The following is a 20137-nucleotide window of genomic DNA, read 5'->3' as shown; positions in this document are numbered from 1 at the left end:
GAATATCGTGACACAAAAAATCCCCGGAGCTAATTGCTCCGGGGCAAAATATAGTAGGAATCCATTCAGAATTAATTGTTAAATTCTCTCTGGATTTCTTCTTTGGTCTTACCAACTTTCTGCTGAACTTTTCCCCACATTTCATCTTCTTTACCTTCGGCATAAGTCAGATCGTCGTCGGTCAGCTGACCGTACTTCTGCTTAATCTTACCTTTCATTTCGTTCCAGTTACCTTCGGCTGTTTGCTTATTCATGATTGTAAGGTTTAATGTTGATGATCAATAAAAATAGTCATGTGGTAATTTTTACCAGACTAATTTTTAAATGCTTACTAAGGTAAATAAACCGTACCCGCCGATAAATGAGAGTAATTCAGTAGATTTTGTATAAATTTTTACTCGTATATGGGTAAATCTTCTCATTTTATGGTATTTTTTGAGTAAATAACAGTCCTATTTCCATTCGCAATAAAGCAGTAAGTAATACTACCGGGTAGTTTGATCTAACCACCCGGATAACCCAGCTCGATTATTTATCCTAACAATGCTTACTATACCGCTCCGAACTTCCCTGATCTATCTTGTTGCCGGTACCACCTGGATTTTGGTAACGGATAGTGCGGGTTACTACGCCGGGGGGCAGGAGCAGGAATTCTATCTGAACCTGATTAAGGGATTGTTATTTGTGCTGCTAACGTCCGTTTTGCTGTACGTTTTAATTGACAGAAGCTACCGTAAATTGGCCCGGTCGGAAAAACAGCACCGGGCGCTTTATGAAAATAGTCCAACTCCTACCTGGATATATTGCCTGTCGGATCTGCGCTTTCTGACGGTCAATGAAGCCGCTATTCAAAAATATGGTTACAGCCGGGAGGAGTTTCTTGCGATGCAGACAACCGATATTCGCCCCCCGGAGGAAGTAAACCGTTACCTTGATTTTATTGCCAAAATGGGCGATGGCCACCAATACGCGGCGGGCGTCTGGAAGCATAAATTAAAAGACGGCCAGGAAATATACGTAACCATAAATACCTATCCGGTCGATTTTGACGGGGAAAAGGCTGCCATGGTAATTGCCCTTGACGTCACCGAAAAAATAGTCGCCCGGCAGGAAGCGCAACGTAAAACCCTGGAACTGGAAACCCTGAACGAGAAACTCGTAGAAAAAAGAAAGCGACTGAGCTACGTACAGAATTTGGCCAAAGTAGCCGGTTGGGAGTACTACCCGGAGGAGGACCGGCTGGTGGGCGGCGAAGAGATTCTGGCCCTGTTTACCGATAAAAAAAACGGCTCTCCGTCCTACGCGCAGCTTATTGAAGCTATAGTATCTGAGGACCTTCGGAGAGTACTTAACGCTAATTACCAGCTACTTAAAACTGGCAAAATGATTGAAGTTTTTTACCGGGTCAACTGGAAGGGGCAAATCCGGCATATTCGGCAGGTGGGTGAAGGCGACCACCTGGATGGCGTACCTATACTGAGGGGAATGGTGCAGGACGTAACCCACATCAAAAATATGGAGCAGGAACGGGACCGGGTAGGCAATACCCTCAACCGCACCCTCGATAGTATTACCGATGGGGTAATGGAGCTGGACCACAACTGGACTATAGTCAGGGTAAATAAATCCTTTGAAAACCTCCTTCGTGTAAAAGCGGATCAGGTAGTGGGAGTCAACCTGTGGGAGGTGTTTCCGGAGGCGGTCTCCCACCGCCTGTACCAGGAGTTTTTGCAGGTGATGGCCACAAAAAATGCAAGAAGTTTGGAGGAGTATTCGCCCACCCGGCAGCAGTGGTTTTACATCACGGCCATTCCTGCCCAGGACGGTATAGCGGTTTACTTAAGGGATATTACCGAGCGAAAGGTACAGGAAGAACAGCTGCGTATATTACTCTACCGGTATGAAACAGTGGCCGAAGCCACCAACGAGGCCATCTGGGACCTGGACCTGCTCACGAACAGCCTGGTCTGGAACCGCGGTATTGGCCGTATATTCGGCTACGGAAGTGAGCACCAGGAAACAATGCTCGCCTGGTGGGAGGAAAGAGTACATCCGGAAGACAAGGACCGGGCTACCAAAAGCCTGTTTGACGCTATTGAGAATAATAGTACCTACTGGTGCGAACAGTACCGGTTCAGGTGTGCGGATGGAAAGTACAAGCACGTAGAGGACAACGGCTATATTTCCTATAATGAAGCGGGTAAGCCCGTACGGATGATAGGGGCCATGCGGGACATTGACGAGGTAATCAAGGCCAGCGAAGAAAACAAGCGGCTGGCTGAAATTATCACCAAAGTAAACAACGTCATTGTTATTTCGGACGAGGAAGGCCGGATCAACTACGTTAATCCGGTATTTACGGAAGTAACGGGTTATTCGTTTGAAGAAGTAAAAGGGAAAAAGCCGGGGGCTATCCTACAGGGGCCCGAGTCAGACCCCCAGACCATCCGGCTCATGTCCGAGGCGTTAGCCGCCCGGAGGTTTTTTTCGGTCGAAATTATAAACTATACCAAAGCGGGCCAAAAATACTGGTTGCAGATTGACTGTACACCCATCTACGACAACAACGGGGTACACAAAGGTTTCATCGCTATTCAGAATGACGTAACCGAACGTAAGGAAAGGGAGGTATTGCTGGAGAAACACGTAAAGGTACTTCAGGAGATTTCCTGGCTTAACTCCCACGAAATCCGGCGGCCCGTGTCAGAAATTATGGGACTCATGTACCTGATTCAGGAAACCACTGACCCTGACGAAAAGACCGAACTCTATGAGTTAGTAAATGAGGTAGCACACAACCTGGATCAGGTAATCAGGGAGGTTGCCGCCAAGGCTTATTCCCTGTACAATGAAAAAGGCTTAACAAAAATAAAGTTGTAAGTAGCGAGTTTCCGGAGAAGCAGGAATTTACACTTTGATAAAGATCCGGTTCCGGTAAAGAAAGTACAGAAACAGCCACACCAGCGCCAGCGCGCCCAACGCGTTGAATACTTCGTGCCAGGGCTCCGCCGCGTGTTTATACAATCCTTCAAATAACAGCCGGGAAGTTTTGCCAAAGTCAATAAAGCGGTAAGCCAGGTAGATCGCCAGCGAGTTCATGCCAATTACCTTAAAAAAGAACGCCCAGCGGGTGTAGCCCCGTACATCGATAATCCAATAAAAAGCGGCCAGAAACAGAAAAGCCATGCCACCCGTCAGCAGTATGAACGAGCCGGACCAGAGGTGCTTGTTAATGGGCAGGTGCAGGTTCCAGAGCAGCCCCAGTACCACACCACCCATGCCGAAAAGTACCAGCTTTTTGAGGGTAGTGGCAGCCGGGGTACCCGTCCGCAGGAAATCGCCGGCTACCGAACCCAGTATGGTCAGGCAGAAGGCGGGCAACTGGGTACTTAGCGCCAGTTCGTCGTAGGTTTTCTGCAGCAGCTTCCCCGGCATGATCTGTCGGTCGAGCCAGCCGAGGAGGTTGCCCTCAAAGCTGAGATCGCCCGCGCCGTAGCCGGGTACAGGTATCAGGAACAGCGCCGCGTAGTACACCAGCAGAATGCCTCCCACTACCAGCAGGCGCTGCCGCAGTGATACATTCAGGTAAAGCAGCGTCGTAAAAAAAGTGGCCAGTCCAATGCGGCCCAACACACTGCCGAACCGGATATTGGAAGGATTGAAAAAATCGACGGGAGCATTTTTGTACAGAATACCCAGACAAATTAGAATCAGCATCCGTTTGGCCACCTTGCTGTATAGGGTACTCTTTGAAAGACCCCTCGCCAGACCGCCGCTGAGGCTGTACGACAGCGAAACACCCGCCATAAACAGAAACAGCGGGAAAATGAAATCGTAAAACGTAAAGCCGTGCCAGGCCGGATGCTCAAACTGTTCGGCCAGCGCATCGACCCAGGCCAGCCCGGTTTTGCCGTGCAGCAGCGAAATGAAGGTACCTCCCCCAGCAATGAGGAGCATATCAAAGCCCCGCAGCGCATCCAGCGATTGCAGCCGGGTGGGTCGGGTATTGGTACTGACCAGGTCCAGGTCAGTTGACGCGGGAGTAGTAAGTGTAGTCATGAGCTGGGTAAGTAGTGCTGGCCATTATCCATAAGAAAGTACTTTACCCGCTATTGCTACTTTTACCAGGTACCTAAAAAGCCCCGGAAGCAAGCGCATCCGGGGCTTTACGAATGGTAGGCAACCATTCCGAATTCATAATTCAGAATCAGTAGCGTACGAAGAAATTATTTTTGGTGCAAAAGCGGCCCCAGAGGGGCTAAACTTTAGTAGCAGATTAACAAGTTGGAGAGATTTCAGCCCCGTAGGGGCGACACCCACCATTAAATGTGCCGCTGCCACGGTGGCCGCTCCTACGGAGCTTTTTGTACACTTTTGATGCTATTTCTACTAAAGTATCGCCCCGATGGGGCTAAAATAAAATTCCTTCGTACAATACTGATTCAAAATTCAGAATTCTACTTATCCAGCCAATCTTTGAAGGGGGTGATTTTTTCTTTACCAATAAAAACCTCCTGTTTGGGCGCCGGAGCGAGTTCCAGCTTCAGCTTGCTTTGGGAGTAGGTATGGATGTTTTTGATGCTTGACAATGAAATCAGGAACTGCCGGTTGGCCCGGAAAAAATCGTCCGGATTGAGCATGGACGTCAGTTTGTCGAGGCTGAAATCAATCGGCAACCGCTGGTTGTCTTTGGTGACCAGGAAGCTTATTTTCTCTTCCGAAAAAAAGTAGGCTACCTCAGCGACTTCAATAGTCCGGATGCGGGTACCTACCGTAACCATGAACCGGGTTTTATACTCGGGTTTGTTTTGTCCGATGGCCTGCAGCAGCGTATCCAGATCGGTTCTGGAAAATTGCCGCTTCATGGACTTAAACTTATCAATGGCCGCCGAAAGGTTTTCGAAGCTGACGTTAGGCAGGCTGTCTTTCTGGTCTGACATGAATATCATTACATTGGCTCGTAGTAGGACCCGTAAGCCCTGATGGAACGCAAGTTCTGTCTTTTTAAGGTATAAGAAAAAAAGGAGGAGCCCGATTGACAATTATTCCGGTTGAAGTGGCGATAACCACCGACGAACTTTCACCCTTTTTTCAAGATCACCCTTAGGGATGAAGTAATGCTTTTGGATTTAAGTTGTCAGAACTGATTACCTGCAATGGCTCTGAAGATACCGGTAGTGGCAACAATAGGGGGCTATTCCAGCGGGCATTTTGTTCGTATAATACTTTGGATTGGATGTCAGGCTGCGCAAGTAGGGGAGAAGCCAGGGTCAGCAGGTACATCAGGTGAATTATCTTTTTCATAGCCATTGATTGGTTGATTGGATGGTTCAAAAGTACGGGGTCAGGGTTGGGTACTAAAACCCTAGTGGCTGAAGTGGCAATTTGGGCTGATGAAACCAATGTGCATGCGGAGGAGGAATTTCTGATTCCAGTCTAAACATACCTCTCTGGGTACCAGCAGCCGGGAGAGGTACATTGTAAGAATACTGAAAGGAATGAGTACTTAGTGGCAGAAAATGTAGAAACCCCGACCGCAGTCAGTGATTGCAGCCCGGGTGATACTAACCAAGTTCAGGTCAGTTGGTGCGGGAGTAAAATTGGTATTCATATACCGGCTAGGGGTAGGAAGGCAAATGCCGGGGACCTTATCTGAGGAGTTATAAAGTTATTGATTCTCTTAAGTTGACAAAGCATTTCTTTTCTCTTCATGAACTGTCTTGCCGTTTACATCATAATGCGTAAATGCAACAATAGATTTGTCGTTTTCCCGCACTACTTTAATAGCCAGAAAGCCCCCTTTTACCCTTAGAAATCGATGTTCCGGCCGTTTGTCGTCTTCCGGCCAGCCCTGCGCGTGGTAGTCGCTCACCGGCCCTGAACCAAACTCAGTCACACCCGTTTTGGCGTCAACTGACACGTACTGCCAGTGGCGGTCACCGGTGACCACGTACATATTTTTTTGTTGAGAGATAAAGTTTCGCAACCAGTTGCCTTCGGTCCCGAAGGCCAAATTAGCGTGGTTATCAGTTTTTTTGTCACGATCCGGACCTACGACCGGCGTGGGAGAGAAAAGGATTTTAAAGGTAGCGTCCGATGCTTTTACTGTTTTCTCAAACCATTGCTTCTGCTCCGTGCCCCAAATTGTTTTTTTATCATTGTCCTCAATTTTATTAGCCGTCCGGTACTCACGGCCTTCCACCATCCAGATCTGAAGGTCTTTGCCCCAGCGTAGCGTACGGTAGGGTTTATCCCGCAGGGGTATATTTTCGCGCCATATTTTCAGCCCCTCGCCCACCGTAAGTTCGCCATAAGCAGGAGTGTCGGGGTTCACATCATCGCTCAACAGATCGTGGTCGTCTTTGAGCATGTAGATAGGTGTACTTTGAAAAAAATCTCTCAGAGAAGGCCATCCATTCATAGCATGCCATTTGTGTCGGGCTTTTTCTGCATTTTTAGCCAGAGGGCCTGGTTTATCGTAGTAGATATAGTCGCCGGTATGGATGAAAAAATCGGGTTTCATCCGGTTCATGCTATCATAAGTTCGAAAGCCCCGCTGCCCGTCGTCGAAGCTCCAGAAATACTGGCAGGTGGAAGTGGTTAGTTGTACAGGTAATACCGCTTTCGGATCGGGAGCGGTTTGAAAGGTACCTGTGGTTGACACTACCTCTCCATTTTCTCCAGACCGGGCTTCCAGGGTAAGCCGGTACCTGGTGGCGGATTTCAGAGAAGTAAAAGGAATCTGTACCGTGTAGTCATTTTCAGGGAGGGCTGGTTTCCACACCGAGCTTACCGTACTATTACCTGAGGATATCGACGCCCTAACCCAGCCCGAGGCCCCTTTTACAGCCCCATCCATCTGCTCTACCGGCTGGTTTTCGTTAAAATCGACAGGATGGCGGAATACCGTTTCTACCCGCTCATGTCGCACAGGATTGGGGCTTTCCTGCCCGCAAAGCCGGGTCCAGATCAAAACGGAGTCATGGCTTACCTCCCCTATTTTAAAACCATTGGTAAAATAGAGGGCAGGTGGCGGTGAGGGAACTGAATGAATGCCTTTATGGGGGAGTTTACCAAATGTAATCGTGGCAAGACCTGCTCCTGCTTTCAGGAAAAATCTTCGGCGACTGGTTGGTTTCATAGGATAGTTCAAGTTGTTGATTAATAAAGATTTGAAAAATGGAGGTGTTGGAATTGGTTATCAAGCTGGCACCTCTATTCCTTCAAAAAAATCAGGTAGATATAACAACGGTATGAAATAAAAACAAAGCTTCGGCAGCAGGTACCGCTCCGGAACTTTGTTTTATTCAAAAGTGACTTTTGCTTAAATGCTACGGCGGCCGCTCATCAACTCATTCGCTCCTCATTAATTAATTTGTCCAACCTCACAATACCCTGGACCATGGCCCGCACGGTATGGTAGTTTATTTTCCAGGAGTGGCTCATGTGGGTCCAGATGGGTTCGCCCAGCCGAGTGAGCAGGGGCTTCCACTCACCAACCTGGGGGTCAATGACGTGGTCAAAAACAAAGCGGTGAGTCGCGTGATAGGCTTTCAGGAACCGCTCGTCCTGGTACACCCGGTAAGCGTCCAGCAGACCAATTAAGACCTCCGCCTGTTGCCAGAACTCCTTCTCGCGGTCGTATACTTCCCCCGCGTGCGAGCCTTCCACAAAAACTCCCCCGTACTCCCAGTCGATGCCGTGGTCCACGGCGTGGTTGAACGATTTGAGGAGCTGGGTCCGGTACTCTTCGTGCGGAATACCCAACCCATCCAGCGCGTGCATCAGCAGCCAGGCGAACTCCACGTTGTGGCCGTAGCTGGTATTATCTTCGGCGGCGCTTTTGATACCATCTTCGCTAAACCGGTCCCAGCCCCACACAATGTCGAACTTGATCTGCGGCGCCACGCGCCAGTCGGCCCAGAACTGCGGAATACCCGTGCCGTAGTCGGGGTGCATAATGCGGGTAGTCAGTAGTTGTATCACTTCCAGCAGCTTCCGCCGGTGTACTTCTTGTTTGCTGGCTTCGTAGAGTGTTGTAAAGGCTTCCATCAGGTGCATGTGCGCGTCCAGCGTTTTGCGGTCGCCCCCGGCGAAGCCGGGCCCTTTCAAGGTCCAGTCGCGCTGGAACATCTCGAAGTACCCACCGTAGTAGGTATCCACGGCGTACTTCTGCAACAGGTCAAATACCTTCTGGGCGTATTCGAGGCCGCGCGGGTCACCCGTGGCGAGGGTATATTCGCTGAGGGAGTAGATTGCGAAACTATGGCCGTAGACAATTTTTTCATCAATCTTTAGATTCCCCTTCCGGTCCATGAGCCAGTAAAAGCCGCCATGGTCCGAGTCCCACATTTTATCTAGCAGGAAATCTACCCCGTGCCGCGCCATCTCCGCCAGGCGACCCTCGCCGTAGCCCGCCCGGTGGGCAGAGGAAAAAGTATAGATGGAACGCGTCTGGGCAATGAGTGATTTCTCGTCTTCGCCGGAATCGTTACCGTCCTTGTCAAAGTGCGTAATAAAGCCTCCGTTTTCGCGGTCGACGCAGCGCGTTTCCCAAAAGGGCAGAAGCTCCTGGGTCAGGTGGTGGTAGGCCTCCTGCCGGTACTGTTTCAGTTGTTCGATGTTCATCGGGCTTAGTAAATCAGATAAAGTACAGTAGTTGAAGGCTATTTATAAGGTAATAATTACCCGATTCTTACGGCCTTGCCAGTCCGGGCGGCCTGGTAGATAGCCTCCACCACCCTAATATCCCGCAAGCCTTCCTCACCGGGTACAAGCAAAGGTTGGTTGTTCAGGATAGCCAAGGCGTCGTCGTCCATTTGTTTCGCTTGCTGACTGTCCAGCGGGAAGTTGATTACGCCCAGGGTACTTACACCTTTATTACCACTGTAAGCCGTGGCGGGCTCCATAAACAGGTTGCCTTTCTCGTAATTCACCTTCAGAAAGTTGGTATTGATGCCAAAGCTGGTGGTGCAGTTGGCAATGGCCCCACTGGGAAAGTGCAGCTGAAACAGGGTTGTTTCGTCCACGTTCTTATAAATCTCCGGTCGGTTAGTCAGGTGGCTGGCCGTGACCAGTATAGGTTCTTCGCCGGCCGCCAGACGTGCTCCCTGTAGCGCATAGACGCCCATATCGTACATCACTCCACCCCCCATTTCCTTTTTCTGTTTCCAGTGGTCGGTACGGCCTTCGTTATAGCCCGCCGAACTATGAATCAGCTTTACCTTACCCAGCGGTTGCTCTTTGGCAATTTTCATGTAAGCCTGGGTGTTGGGGTCGTGCTGGCAGCGGTAGCCAATGGCCAGGCTGCGTTTGTTGTCGCGGCAGGCCTTGATCATTTCCTCGCATTCCTTAACATTCATGGCCATGGGCTTCTCACAAAATACGTGCTTACCGGCTTTGGCCGCCCGAACGGTATATTCCTTGTGCATCGATGGCGGGAGTACTACATACACCACGTCGATGTCGGGGTTGTTGGCAATCTGGTCAAAGTTCTGGTAGTTGTAGATATTTTTATCCGGTATATTGTACTTCTTCTTCCACAGTTCAGCCTTGGCGGGCGTACCCGTAACAATGCCAGCCAGATAGCAATGCTGCGTTTTTTGCAGTGCCGGAGCCAGCAGATCGGTACTATAATAGCCCAGACCAACCAGAGCGATTCCCAGCTTGTCTTTTACTTGTTTTTTTCCAAAGGCCCGGGAAGAGAGCAGGTTAGCGGCAGTTAAGCCAGCCATTCCGGTTAAAAAATCGCGGCGGGTGGTAGGTTCAGAAGCAGAGAAAAGTAGGTTCATCAGGGGTAGATCAGTTTTTTGGGTTAATTCCTAAAAGCACCAACCGGACCTGCTTTACTATTTTTGAGCAGACCGGAGCGTGCAGGTACAGTTTATGTAAAGTTACTGAAAACATTTTTCCCAACGGCTTATTTACATGACCTGGCCCCGGCTACACAAACAGTATACTAAATGGAAGAGCTTTCTGACGAAAGATACTTCCATTGATAAGCTTTCGTGGAGTATTACCCTTTCCATTCTCATGGGGGTGTTTCCGCTGATCGGTACCAATAATATAATAATAGCGCTGCTGGCGATGAAGTTCCGGCTGAATATGGCCTTAATGTTTGCCATTAGCTACGCCCTTTATCCGGTTCAAATCCTGTTGCTGGTACCTTACCTGCGCATTGGGGAGCAGGTATTGGGTGCGGGCGCTACCCCACTCAGCTGGCAGGACCTGAAAGTCAGCTTTGGTCTGGGGATTTTGCCCATGGTGCACAAGTTCGGTAACGCCCTGCTGCTTTCGACGGTAGGCTGGTTGCTGACGAGCCTGCTGATCCTGAGTGTGCTCAATTATTTTTTCAAATTTATTCTCCGGAAAACCCTGCCCGTGCGGTGGGCGCAGGAACAGCAGACTAGTACTTCTCCGGCAACAGCCAACGGATTAACAAGTACCTGTTAATTAGATACCTTCTGATTATTCAGGCATATCCGGGTATCTGTCTTCGGATATCTTTGTAGTTTTTTCTCCACTTCCCGACCGTACCAGTCCTACAAAATGGACGTACACCGCAGGTGTACGGATGGATATTTCTACCAGAAATCCTTCCCCAAAAAAGCTCCGAATGAAAATTTTGCCCAATTTTACGGAGGGTACCTCAGGTACAACGCTAACCGCTTACTTTGTCCTTCCCATGACCAATTCTGATATTATTGATAGTTTAGAGCTGACGGCCAAACTGATGGAGCTGCACGAAGCCGATTCTTTCAAAATAAAGGCTTATACTTCAGCCGCCTTTAACCTCGATAAAATTACAGTACCCCTGGCCGGTATGTCGCCCGCCGAGCTGGCCCGTTTGCAGGGTGTGGGTAAGAGTGTAGCGGGAAAAATAACAGAAATTCAGGAAACCGGTAAGCTGCGTGATCTGGAAGAACTCATGGATAAAACACCTCCGGGGATTCTGGACATGTTTAAGGTAAAGGGGATCGGGGCCAAAAAAATAGCCGTTATCTGGCGGGACCTGGGGATTGAAAACCTGCGCGATCTGGAACTGGCCTGTCAGAGCGGACAGATTGCAAAACTGAAAGGCTTCGGAGAAAGTACCCAGCAAAAAATTCTGGATTCGCTGGTTTTCCTGAAAAGCCAGGCCGGGAAACTCCGGATGAATGTGGCAGATGCCCTGGCTCAGGCGGTTCGGGACGAGCTGCAAAAACACTTTGACCGGGTGGAGATAGCCGGTGAGATACGTCGCCGGGCCGAAACGGTAGAGACCGTGCGACTGCTGGTAGCCAATGATAAGCCCGTGGCGGTCCAGCAGCAACTTACTACGCTGGATATACTTACGCAGGACCCCAGACAATCAACGCCATTTGTATGGCGGGGGAAGGCGATGGACGTGGACGTTCGGGTGGAAATCATAGCCGTACCCGCTGACCGTTTTGCCAACGAGCTATTCCTTGAAACCAGCACCGAAGCGCATCTGACACAAATGGCGGCCGACGGACGGACCCTGCTGCAATTGGCTCAGGTAGAAACGGTGGCCAGCGAAGAAGAGATATATGAAAAAGCCGGACTGCCCTACATAGTACCCGAAATGCGCGAAGGCCGGGGCGAATGGGCCTGGGCGCAGCAGCATGCACCCGCCGACCTGGTGACCTGGGATGGGCTGCGGGGCATCCTGCACAACCATAGTACCTACTCCGACGGGCAGCACACGGTAGAACAAATGGCGCTCTTTTGCCGCGAGCTGGGCTTTGAGTACCTCGGTATGGCCGACCACTCCCAAAGCGCAACCTACGCCAGCGGCCTGCGTCCCGACCAGGTACTTCGACAGCACGAAGAAATTGACCGGCTCAATGAACGCTTCGCCCGCGAGAATCCCGGGCGTCCGTTCAAGGTACTGAAAGGCATTGAATCGGATATACTCGGCGACGGCTCCCTCGACTACCCCGATGATACATTGGCTACCTTTGACTATGTAGTGGCTTCGGTACACAGTAACCTGACCATGACCGAAGACAAGGCCACGGCACGGCTCCTGCGCGCTATCGAAAATCCCTATACGACCATCCTGGGCCACCCCACTGGACGCTTACTGCTGTCGCGGGATGGGTACCCCATTGACTACAAAACCATCATTGACGCCTGTGCCGAGCGGGGCGTGGTCATGGAAATCAACGCCAGTCCCTGGCGGCTGGACCTGGACTGGCGCTGGGTTAGCTACTGCATGGAAAAGGGAGTACTGCTGAGTATTAATCCGGACGCGCACGTGCGGGAAGGGTACTTTGACATGCACTACGGAATAGCGACAGGTCGCAAGGGAGGACTTACTACGGAAATGACTTTTAATGCGCTGTCGCTGGCAGAAATTGACCAGTTCCTGACAAAACGGAAAAATCGGTAACCTTATTCCTGAAAATTGAGCTGCGCATCCTGCTCAAAGTTCAGGGCGGCTCCGTCCTTAACCACCAGGCTTTTCAACTGCACCGTGCCGGTACCTACCGTTACGGTGTGGCCGGTCTCAAGTACTACTTTATCAGTTAGGGTAGGTACACACCCACACGACCAGGTTTCGGCGGCGTTCCAACCTCCCGAGGCTACGGAGGTGATTACTTTTTCGGGCACTATGGTAATGGCGTAGTCTTCGGTTTCGCCGTAGTCATAGCCCGCGCAGGGGTCAGTCGGGCTTTTGTTATACTGCAGCCGTACGCGCAGGCGGGTAGTGCCCGTTTTGGCCGTGTCGGGTATGGCCAGGGTACCACTAAATGTAGGGCTGGTGTTAATACCAAACCAGGGTGTCTGATAGGCAATTTCGCTCACCTCGAATAGTTGATTTTGGTTAAAATCAAGCCAGATGGTTATCCCTTGCGGCCATTTTCCGGGGTTTTGAATGGTAAAGTTATAGGTAGTACTTCGCGCAACTGGCTGGAAAGAAGGGACCGCCGTAAAATCATTATAGCCGGTTGTTGAGCAATTATTACCACTGCTAAAATCCAGAACGGTTACCGTATCATACTTTATCGTGAACCTGTTAATAATATCAAAGTCATTGCATTTGGTACTTCCGGGTATGCAGTAGCAATAGGTGGCCGTGGGGTCAAAGGTTACGGCCAGGGGAGTACTGTAAACTGCATTCGAATTGGCGGCTACTACCCGGTAATAATAGGCAACATCCGGTTGGGCCATTATTGATCTATCCAAATACTGAGTAACATTAGCTGCCACTCTGCCCACGGCTACAAAATTAGCCCCCGCGCTGGCCGACCGTTCAATGATATATTCTGCTTCACTATCCGAATTGTCGGCCCAGTTAACCACCACCGAGCAATTTTCATATGTGGCTGATAACTGGGTAGGCGCGGCTACTTCCGGCTGACAGGACAAATTATAAGCGCCCGATTGATCCATAAGTGTCTTTCGATAGAGGTACCCATCAGCCATACGGTTGAATTGTCCGTCCGTGAAACGATTGCGGCAGACCTGGTAGTACGACATCAGGTTTAACATATCCGGGCTATACAGTTCTCCATTGGCGTCCTTTTTTTCGGTGTCATGGTAAACGCAGTTTTCGAATTGGTTACTATACGGGTCGGCCGGGGTATCGCACACCAGGTCTCCGGCACTTATGCAGTTAGTCCCGGCTCCGCGGGTGACCAGTTCTGCTCCAAAGTAGGTTTCGTGCGTATGGTACAGGTTCCAGTAGTGACCTACTTCGTGCGCCAGCGTTGAGCCGTTGCTGGTAGCGCGGTTGCTCATGATAATACGGTTATCCAGCGGATTGTCGCTCGGAAACGCCGAGATTCCATTCAAAGGTATGTTACCCGAAGTAAGATTATCGGTAAAATAAATATTGAGCGCATCGTTGACATTGTGCAGGGACAGGGCTTTGTCATCCTGTACAATATCACAATTCGACAGATTGTCGTCGTCAATGTAGTGAATGGGGCCGCAGAGGTAGAACTGCATGTTCATGGGCAGGTACTGACCATTCATAGTCGCGATGGCGCTGTTAAGTACTTCTACGGACAAACCCGAGGTACCGTTGGACCTGCGCACAATGTGGGCTTTGATGGGAATCTGGATGATTGAGGTTTCCTTCACCAAGGGTGTCGGACTCTGCGCCTTTTTCTTCTTGATGGCGTCCTCAATTTTTTTAACTTTTTCGGGGGGAGGGGGCAAGGTACCACAGTCCCGCGCGGGCTGATCGACGACAATCCCCTTATTTTTTTGAGCAAGTACCGGTTCGCTTCCAAACCACCCCACTATAATCAGGCACCCTATAAGAAGGTGCCGCGCACGTACATTCATCAGGACAACAAACGGGAGGATTTGTAACTTTTTGATCATAAAATGATTCTGCCCCTAAATTTATAAAACATTAACAATAATTTTGCCAAAATACGGGCAGATAAACAGATATTAAATTGCGCTGAAAGCAGGCAGTAGATTATTCTGGATACCTTCTTGTTAATTTATAATCATACACACTTCTCCTAGATGTTCACTCTACGCTGCCTGATTGTCACTGTTTTACTTGGATGTTTTACTTTAAAGATAGCGGCTCAGTCGGTGCAGTCCGTAGCCCTGATGGGTACCGTTACCAACGCCACTACCGGACAGCCCATGTCCAACGCCAACGTCTTCGTGATCGAAACCCGAAAAGGGGTACAGACCGACAAGGATGGTTTTTATCTGTTTACCCTGAAGCCAGGTACTTATAATCTGAAAATCAGTTATATAGGTTTTGTTCCCCTGTACCGCGAGGTAGTACTTCGGCAAGGCGAGAACCGGGTCAGCTTTCAGCTCGAGGATGACACCCGGCTGCTGGAGGAAGTAACGGTCACTACCGGCAAACCCGAGGAAAACGTGCAGAAGGTGGAGATTGGAGCTTCCCGGCTTAACATCCGAAGTATTCAGCGGATTCCCGCCTTTATGGGGGAGGTGGACGTTATGCGCAGCCTGCTGATGCTACCGGGCGTCACGACCGTGGGCGAAGGTACTTCGGGGATTAACGTACGGGGTGGCAGCATTGATCAGAATCTGATTCTGATGGACGACGCACCGCTGTTCAATACCTCCCACCTCTTTGGATTTTTCTCGGTGTTTAATCAGGATGCGGTACGGGATGTAACGCTCAACCGGGGGGGGATACCGGCCCAATACGGCGGCCGGGCCGCTTCGGTACTGGACGTCCGGCTCAAGTACCCCAATTCGGAAAAATTTACGGGTAGTGGGGGTATTGGCCTCGTCGCCAGCCGTCTGGCCCTGGAAGGACCCCTGGTGAAAGGGAAGCTATCCACCCTGCTGGCGGTACGGGCATCATTTAATGATTTCCTTTTCCGGTTAGGTCCCGCCAGTCTGCGGGGGACCAAAGCCAACTTTTATGATATAACCAACAAGTGGTACTGGAAAATCAGCGAGCGCAGTGAGCTGACCTTTACCGGCTACTACAGCGACGATAATTTTAAAATTCCTTCTGACTCACTTTCCAATGTGGAGGTCAATGCCTCCTCGTCGCTGTACGGCTACCGCACCCGCAGCGGTACCCTGCGCTGGCAGCACACGCTGCGCGACAACGTTACCTGGGAGGCCGTAGGGGTACTTAGCAAATACTCGGCGAATATCTCCGTACCTGACTCTTCCAACGCCCTGGACCTGCAATCCGGGATAACCTATGCCAACGCCCGGGTCCAGTACACAAATAAGTCCAACGAGCGGCACCAGTTTCTGATGGGTGCCAGCGCCATCAGCTACGGTATTCAACCCAACAACCTGGTCCCCGGTCCGTTTTCGAACGTACTTCCGGTAAATCTGGAACGGGAAAACGCCGTGGAATCTGCCCTCTATATAGAGGATGAATGGAAGGTGACGGATTTGCTCTCGGTGGTGGCGGGTCTGCGGTATTCACAGTTTTTGCGCCTGGGCGCCGCCAGTGTGTACCGCTATACGCCAGGGCTGCCCCGGTCGGAGGATGCTGTCACCGAAATTGAAAACTACGGTCCCGGGGAAGTAGTAAAAACCTACGGCGGGTTTGAGCCCCGCCTGGCGGTACGCTGGACGCTAAATCCGGCTACTTCCGTTAAGATGGGCTACAACCGGATGATCCAGTACCTGCACCTGATTTCCAATACCACTTCGGCGCTTCCCACCGCCCGCTGGGCTACGAGTAGTACCTACCTGCGCCCGCAGGTGGCCAATCAGGTGTCCATCGGGTTGTTTAAAAACCTCAAAAACGATACCTACGAAACCTCCGCCGAGGTGTACTATAAAAAACTTAAAGACGCCATTGATTACCGCGACGGAGCCGACATTGTTCTTAATCCGACGCTGGAAACCGCCGTACTTCAGGGACAGGGCCGGGCCTACGGTCTGGAAATGATGGCCAAGAAAAATACGGGTTTCTGGACCGGCTGGGTAAGCTATACCTACGCCCGTACCTTTTTGCAGATCGGGGGCGACCACCCGGAGGAGCGGATCAACCGCGGACGCTGGTACCCGGCCAACTACGACCGCCCCCACACCCTCAACGCCATGGCAGTCTATCGTCCCAGCGTAACTACCACCGTATCGTTCAACTTTACATTCAGCAGCGGAAGGCCGGGTACTTTCCCCAAGGGGCGCTACCTACTTTATGAGCCAACCATTTTTGGGGCCAATGTACCCATCTATACCGACCGCAACCAGGGGCGTATTCCCAACTACCACCGGCTCGACTTTTCCATTACGTTTGACGAGCACCCCGACAAGCACCCCGACCGCCGCTGGAAAGGAAGCTGGGTATTTTCGATCTACAATGTATACGCGCACAAGAACGCCTTCTCGGTATTCTACAACATAAAGCCGTATTCGCTGGCCTCGGCTTATAAGCTCAGTATTTTCGGTACTATTTTCCCTTCGCTTACCTATAATTTCAAGTTTTGATGAAGCTCTGGCCTTCATACAAAAAGAAATGGAACCGGTCCCTGGGGTGGGGCCTGATAGCGCTTGCAAGTTGTGTGACGCCCTATGAGGCAGAGATCCATGATCTATCGACAGGTATTGTGGTGCAGGGGAGGGTGTCCAATCTGCCGGGGCCTTATTCCATTAAAATCGTAGTACCTGCCAGCAATGCCTACAAAGGCCTGAGCTTTGGGGTTGAGAAGGCAAAGGTCTATATCACAGATAACGAAGGCAACCGCGAAGACCTGGTCGAGCAGAAGGAACCCGGCCTGTACCAGACCACTACGCTACAGGGCGTAACGGGGCGCCGGTACCAGCTGCACATTGAGGCCAGGGGTAAAAAGTACGAGTCTAGTCCCGAAGTACTACGATCTATCAACCCCATTGAGCGGGTATATGATGAAACATTCCGGTCTTTTGAGCCGAATACCGGCAGAGAGCGGCAGGGCGGCTGGAAAGTATACGTGGATACCAAAGACCCCTCCGAACCCGGCAACTACTACCGCTGGAACTGGATCAGGTACAAACTAACCGATGTGTGTGCTACCATAGATGTTCCCCCCGGCAATCCGGCCTTCCGGTTTCCCTGCTGCGGGTACTGCTGGGATATAGTGCGTTGCCTGGGGCCGGATTGTGTCTCGCTGAGTTCGGATGCCCTTATTAACGGCAAGACCATCAGTCGGCAGCTTATTACAAATGTACCCGTGGAGTGCCTGGACCGGGTGTATCTGGAAGTAGAGCAGCAGTCGATCTCGCGGGAGGCTTATATTTACTGGAAAGCCACCAAACAGATGCTGCAGAATACCGGCGGTGTGTTTGACTCGGCCCCTACGGCCATTCCCGGCAATATTCGCTGTATCACCAATCCGGACGAGCAGGTATTCGGGCTTTTTGAAGTAGCGGGCATAACCCGCAAGGGGCATCTGGTGGATCGTACCCAGGCCGAATATTCCAACTGTCCTCCTATTCTCCCACTCCCTGCGGGTGGTGTGGTGGGCTGTGCTCCCTGCGTGGAGAGCCGTTACCGAACGGCAAAAACACCGGATTTCTGGGAATTTTAACTATTTCACCCTATTTAAAAGCTACGTTTTTACATACCCATTCATGCGCGATTTTAAGATTAAAAAATTTTATACACCGGCACTTAATTTTACCCGCCTGACGGGTTGGTGTCTGATGTTGCTGGCCGGTTGTATAACCCCCTACGACGGAGAAATCAAAGAAGTACCCCCCGGTATAGTGGTTCAGGGCTCAATAACCAATGAACCAGGGCCTTATGTTGTAAGGCTAACCACCCCGGCCAACTACACCTACGCCGGTCTAAACCTCGCCATTCAGAAAGCCATTGTGTACATTACTGACGAACAGGGCAACCGGGAAAACCTGGTGGAAAAAACGCCAGGAGAGTACCATACCCAATCGCTGCGGGGAGAAGTCGGAAAAACCTACCAGCTGCACATTGAAGCAAATGGGAAAAAGTACCAGTCGCGACCCGAAACCATTCGGCCCGTCAGCAATATTGACCGGATCTACGACGAAAGCTATCGGACTATCGACCCCGTAACCAATAGGGATATTCTGGGCGGCTGGCGGGTATTTATTGATACCAAAGACCCCGCCGAAAGCGGCAACTACTACCGCTGGAACTCGGTACACTACAAGCAGGCCTTATTCTGCGGAGCCCAGCGTGATCGGTACGGTAATCCGGTGTATGGCTTATACTGTTGTTCCACCAACTGCTGGGACATCGTTCGTTGTACAGGCCCTAACTGCATCAACCTGGCCAATGACGCGCTCATTAACGGGAAAAATATTTCGCGGCAAATGGTCGCCGAAGTACCTGTGGGTTGCCTGGACCGCTACTACCTCGAAATCGAACAGCAGGCGCTTTCGCGGGAGGCGTACCAGTTCTGGAATTCGGTTAAACGAATGATGCAGAACACCGGTGGGGTATTTGATGTAACTCCCTCCGCCATTCCCGGCAACATTACCTGCCTGACGAATCCGGACGAAGATGTTTTTGGTTTTTTTGGTGCGATTGGGGTAGAAAGGGTAGGGTACTACGTAGACCGTACCGGCGCCGACCGCTCCAACTGCGAGCCCGAATTTCCCCTTCCTCCGTCCGGGGCCGGTGGAATGCCGCCACCTTGTGAAACCTGCACCGAAAGCTTGTATAGAACCACCAAAACACCCAGATTCTGGCAGTTTTAGGACAAAAAAAGACCCGCCAAACAGCGGGTCTTTTTGGTAGAAGCTATTCGGCCAGCTTAGTTCCAACCGGCGGGCGGTACTGTCCAAACGGAATTTTTAGCAGACTTCCAATTTTACCGTTTTCTTCCTCTTCCATGTGGGTATCAATGCCGTATACGAGCTTGTCGTGCTCCAGTCGGGTAAAGGTACCAAAGAGGTGGTCCCAGAGGGAAAAAATATTGCCGTAGTTGGAGTCAGTATACGGCTGAACGTAGTGGTGGTGCACGTGGTGCATGTTGGGAGTAACCAGTACCCAGCTAAGTACCCGGTCCAGCCATAGCGGGAGGGTAATATTGGCGTGATTGAACTGCGAAAGCGCCACCGACAGCGACTGGTACAGAAAAACCATCCACATGGGCGCCCCCGCAAATACGACCGCCAGGGTGGTAAACACAAAGCGAAAAACGCTTTCGCCGGGGTGGTGGCGGTTGGCGGTAGTGGTATCAACGTGCAGGTCGGAATGGTGAATCAGGTGAAAGCGCCACATCCACTTTACCTTATGTTCGGTCCAGTGAACAAACCAGGCGCCCACAAGGTCGAGCAGCAGGAGACCCGTTAGCGTGAAAGCCCAGAGCGGTAGCGCGGGCAGCCATTGCAGAATCCCGAATTCATTCGCTACGGCCCAGTCACTGGACTTTATCAGTACAAAAGCCATCAGGAAGTTAATGATAATGGTGGTGAGCGTCAGGATGATATTGGTGCCCGCGTGCTTCCACTTGTTGTACCCAAACCGAAACAGCGGGAACGCGCCTTCCAGCAGCCAGAACAACGTTATACCACCAACCAGAATAGCGCTGCGGTGGGTGGAAGGTATATTTTCAAAGTACTCAACAAGCGTCTGCATGGGATTTAGTAGTAATAGAAAAAAAGCCTGCTGATAAAATTAACATTTTTTTAGAAAAAATAGTATTCAGTAACTCTCCCGAAATAGCAACTTTGCAGCTACCATTCCCGCTGC

The 20137-nt window shown here is 50.8% G+C and carries 15 protein-coding genes; 6 read left to right on the top strand and 9 right to left on the bottom strand.

Features of this window, described 5'->3' with window-relative positions; genetic code table 11:
• Positions 1-71: 71 nt before the first annotated feature.
• Entirely contained in the window at positions 72-254 is a 183-nt protein-coding gene (locus tag VGN67_RS17780) for a CsbD family protein (protein ID WP_327488200.1), read from the bottom strand.
• A gap of 289 nt (positions 255-543) precedes the next feature.
• On the opposite strand from VGN67_RS17780, the gene VGN67_RS17775 reads away from it, so the two are divergent.
• Complete coding sequence (locus VGN67_RS17775) at positions 544-2880, top strand: PAS domain S-box protein (RefSeq protein WP_327488199.1); 2337 nt, start codon at positions 544-546, stop codon at positions 2878-2880.
• 27 nt (positions 2881-2907) lie between these two features.
• On the opposite strand, the gene VGN67_RS17770 is transcribed toward VGN67_RS17775, so the two are convergent.
• From VGN67_RS17770 to VGN67_RS17745, 6 genes are all read right to left on the bottom strand, one after another.
• A complete protein-coding gene (locus VGN67_RS17770; RefSeq protein ID WP_327488198.1) occupies positions 2908-4059 on the bottom strand; it encodes an acyltransferase family protein in 1152 nt (383 codons plus the stop codon).
• A 398-nt stretch (positions 4060-4457) separates the two neighbouring features.
• Entirely contained in the window at positions 4458-4940 is a 483-nt protein-coding gene (locus VGN67_RS17765) for a LytTR family DNA-binding domain-containing protein (RefSeq protein ID WP_327488197.1), read from the bottom strand.
• Between the two features lie 163 nt (positions 4941-5103).
• Positions 5104-5304 carry a hypothetical protein gene (locus VGN67_RS17760; protein ID WP_327488196.1) on the bottom strand — a complete coding sequence of 67 codons (201 nt, stop codon included), beginning with the start codon at positions 5302-5304 and terminating at the stop codon, positions 5104-5106.
• Positions 5305-5680: 376 nt separating this feature from the next.
• Positions 5681-7141 (bottom strand): alkaline phosphatase D family protein, encoded by a 1461-nt coding sequence (locus VGN67_RS17755; RefSeq protein ID WP_327488195.1) that lies wholly within the window; start codon positions 7139-7141, stop codon positions 5681-5683.
• 206 nt (positions 7142-7347) lie between these two features.
• Entirely contained in the window at positions 7348-8628 is a 1281-nt protein-coding gene (locus VGN67_RS17750) for an AGE family epimerase/isomerase (protein WP_327488194.1), read from the bottom strand.
• Positions 8629-8684: 56 nt separating this feature from the next.
• Positions 8685-9791, bottom strand: coding sequence for a Gfo/Idh/MocA family protein (locus VGN67_RS17745; protein ID WP_414717343.1), 1107 nt, complete (start codon positions 9789-9791; stop codon positions 8685-8687).
• A 136-nt stretch (positions 9792-9927) separates the two neighbouring features.
• Here VGN67_RS17745 and VGN67_RS17740 point away from each other — a divergent pair, with 136 nt between their 5' ends.
• Both VGN67_RS17740 and VGN67_RS17735 read left to right on the top strand, forming a co-directional pair.
• Positions 9928-10452, top strand: coding sequence for a DUF2062 domain-containing protein (locus VGN67_RS17740; protein ID WP_327488193.1), 525 nt, complete (start codon positions 9928-9930; stop codon positions 10450-10452).
• Positions 10453-10615: 163 nt separating this feature from the next.
• Positions 10616-12394, top strand: a complete 1779-nt coding sequence (locus VGN67_RS17735; protein WP_327488192.1) for a PHP domain-containing protein — start codon at positions 10616-10618, stop codon at positions 12392-12394.
• Positions 12395-12396: 2 nt separating this feature from the next.
• On the opposite strand, the gene VGN67_RS17730 is transcribed toward VGN67_RS17735, so the two are convergent.
• On the bottom strand, positions 12397-14337 hold the full coding sequence (locus tag VGN67_RS17730) for a GEVED domain-containing protein (RefSeq protein WP_327488191.1): 1941 nt from the start codon (positions 14335-14337) through the stop codon (positions 12397-12399).
• Positions 14338-14487: 150 nt separating this feature from the next.
• Here VGN67_RS17730 and VGN67_RS17725 point away from each other — a divergent pair, with 150 nt between their 5' ends.
• The 3 genes from VGN67_RS17725 to VGN67_RS17715 are packed head-to-tail and all read left to right on the top strand — an operon-like array spanning position 14488 to position 19140.
• Positions 14488-16911: a TonB-dependent receptor gene (locus VGN67_RS17725; RefSeq protein WP_327488190.1), complete on the top strand. Its 2424-nt coding sequence runs from the start codon at positions 14488-14490 to the stop codon at positions 16909-16911.
• Positions 16911-17990 (top strand): DUF4249 domain-containing protein, encoded by a 1080-nt coding sequence (locus tag VGN67_RS17720; protein ID WP_327488189.1) that lies wholly within the window; start codon positions 16911-16913, stop codon positions 17988-17990. The genes VGN67_RS17725 and VGN67_RS17720 overlap by 1 nt, the downstream gene beginning before the upstream one ends.
• A 43-nt stretch (positions 17991-18033) precedes the next feature.
• Positions 18034-19140, top strand: a complete 1107-nt coding sequence (locus tag VGN67_RS17715; RefSeq protein WP_327488188.1) for a DUF4249 domain-containing protein — start codon at positions 18034-18036, stop codon at positions 19138-19140.
• Between the two features lie 43 nt (positions 19141-19183).
• Here VGN67_RS17715 and VGN67_RS17710 read toward each other — a convergent pair whose 3' ends face one another.
• On the bottom strand, positions 19184-20023 hold the full coding sequence (locus VGN67_RS17710) for a sterol desaturase family protein (protein ID WP_327488187.1): 840 nt from the start codon (positions 20021-20023) through the stop codon (positions 19184-19186).
• Positions 20024-20137 lie beyond the last annotated feature (114 nt).

The sequence above is a fragment of the Telluribacter sp. genome, assembly GCF_035998675.1.
GTDB lineage: Bacteria > Bacteroidota > Bacteroidia > Cytophagales > Spirosomataceae > Telluribacter.
The sequence above is the reverse complement of the archived record's forward strand: the minus strand, read 5'-3'. Positions and strand labels throughout refer to the sequence as shown.

What these genes read in the sequence shown, in the direction of transcription:
- VGN67_RS17780 (WP_327488200.1), bottom strand. Translation starts at nt 254, where the DNA reads ATGAATAAGCAAACAGCCGAAGGTAACTGGAACGAAATGAAAGGTAAG.
- VGN67_RS17775 (WP_327488199.1), top strand. Translation starts at nt 544, where the DNA reads ATGCTTACTATACCGCTCCGAACTTCCCTGATCTATCTTGTTGCCGGT.
- VGN67_RS17770 (WP_327488198.1), bottom strand. Translation starts at nt 4,059, where the DNA reads ATGACTACACTTACTACTCCCGCGTCAACTGACCTGGACCTGGTCAGT.
- VGN67_RS17765 (WP_327488197.1), bottom strand. Translation starts at nt 4,940, where the DNA reads ATGTCAGACCAGAAAGACAGCCTGCCTAACGTCAGCTTCGAAAACCTT.
- VGN67_RS17760 (WP_327488196.1), bottom strand. Translation starts at nt 5,304, where the DNA reads ATGAAAAAGATAATTCACCTGATGTACCTGCTGACCCTGGCTTCTCCC.
- VGN67_RS17755 (WP_327488195.1), bottom strand. Translation starts at nt 7,141, where the DNA reads ATGAAACCAACCAGTCGCCGAAGATTTTTCCTGAAAGCAGGAGCAGGT.
- VGN67_RS17750 (WP_327488194.1), bottom strand. Translation starts at nt 8,628, where the DNA reads ATGAACATCGAACAACTGAAACAGTACCGGCAGGAGGCCTACCACCAC.
- VGN67_RS17745 (WP_414717343.1), bottom strand. Translation starts at nt 9,791, where the DNA reads ATGAACCTACTTTTCTCTGCTTCTGAACCTACCACCCGCCGCGATTTT.
- VGN67_RS17740 (WP_327488193.1), top strand. Translation starts at nt 9,928, where the DNA reads ATGACCTGGCCCCGGCTACACAAACAGTATACTAAATGGAAGAGCTTT.
- VGN67_RS17735 (WP_327488192.1), top strand. Translation starts at nt 10,616, where the DNA reads ATGAAAATTTTGCCCAATTTTACGGAGGGTACCTCAGGTACAACGCTA.
- VGN67_RS17730 (WP_327488191.1), bottom strand. Translation starts at nt 14,337, where the DNA reads ATGATCAAAAAGTTACAAATCCTCCCGTTTGTTGTCCTGATGAATGTA.
- VGN67_RS17725 (WP_327488190.1), top strand. Translation starts at nt 14,488, where the DNA reads ATGTTCACTCTACGCTGCCTGATTGTCACTGTTTTACTTGGATGTTTT.
- VGN67_RS17720 (WP_327488189.1), top strand. Translation starts at nt 16,911, where the DNA reads ATGAAGCTCTGGCCTTCATACAAAAAGAAATGGAACCGGTCCCTGGGG.
- VGN67_RS17715 (WP_327488188.1), top strand. Translation starts at nt 18,034, where the DNA reads ATGCGCGATTTTAAGATTAAAAAATTTTATACACCGGCACTTAATTTT.
- VGN67_RS17710 (WP_327488187.1), bottom strand. Translation starts at nt 20,023, where the DNA reads ATGCAGACGCTTGTTGAGTACTTTGAAAATATACCTTCCACCCACCGC.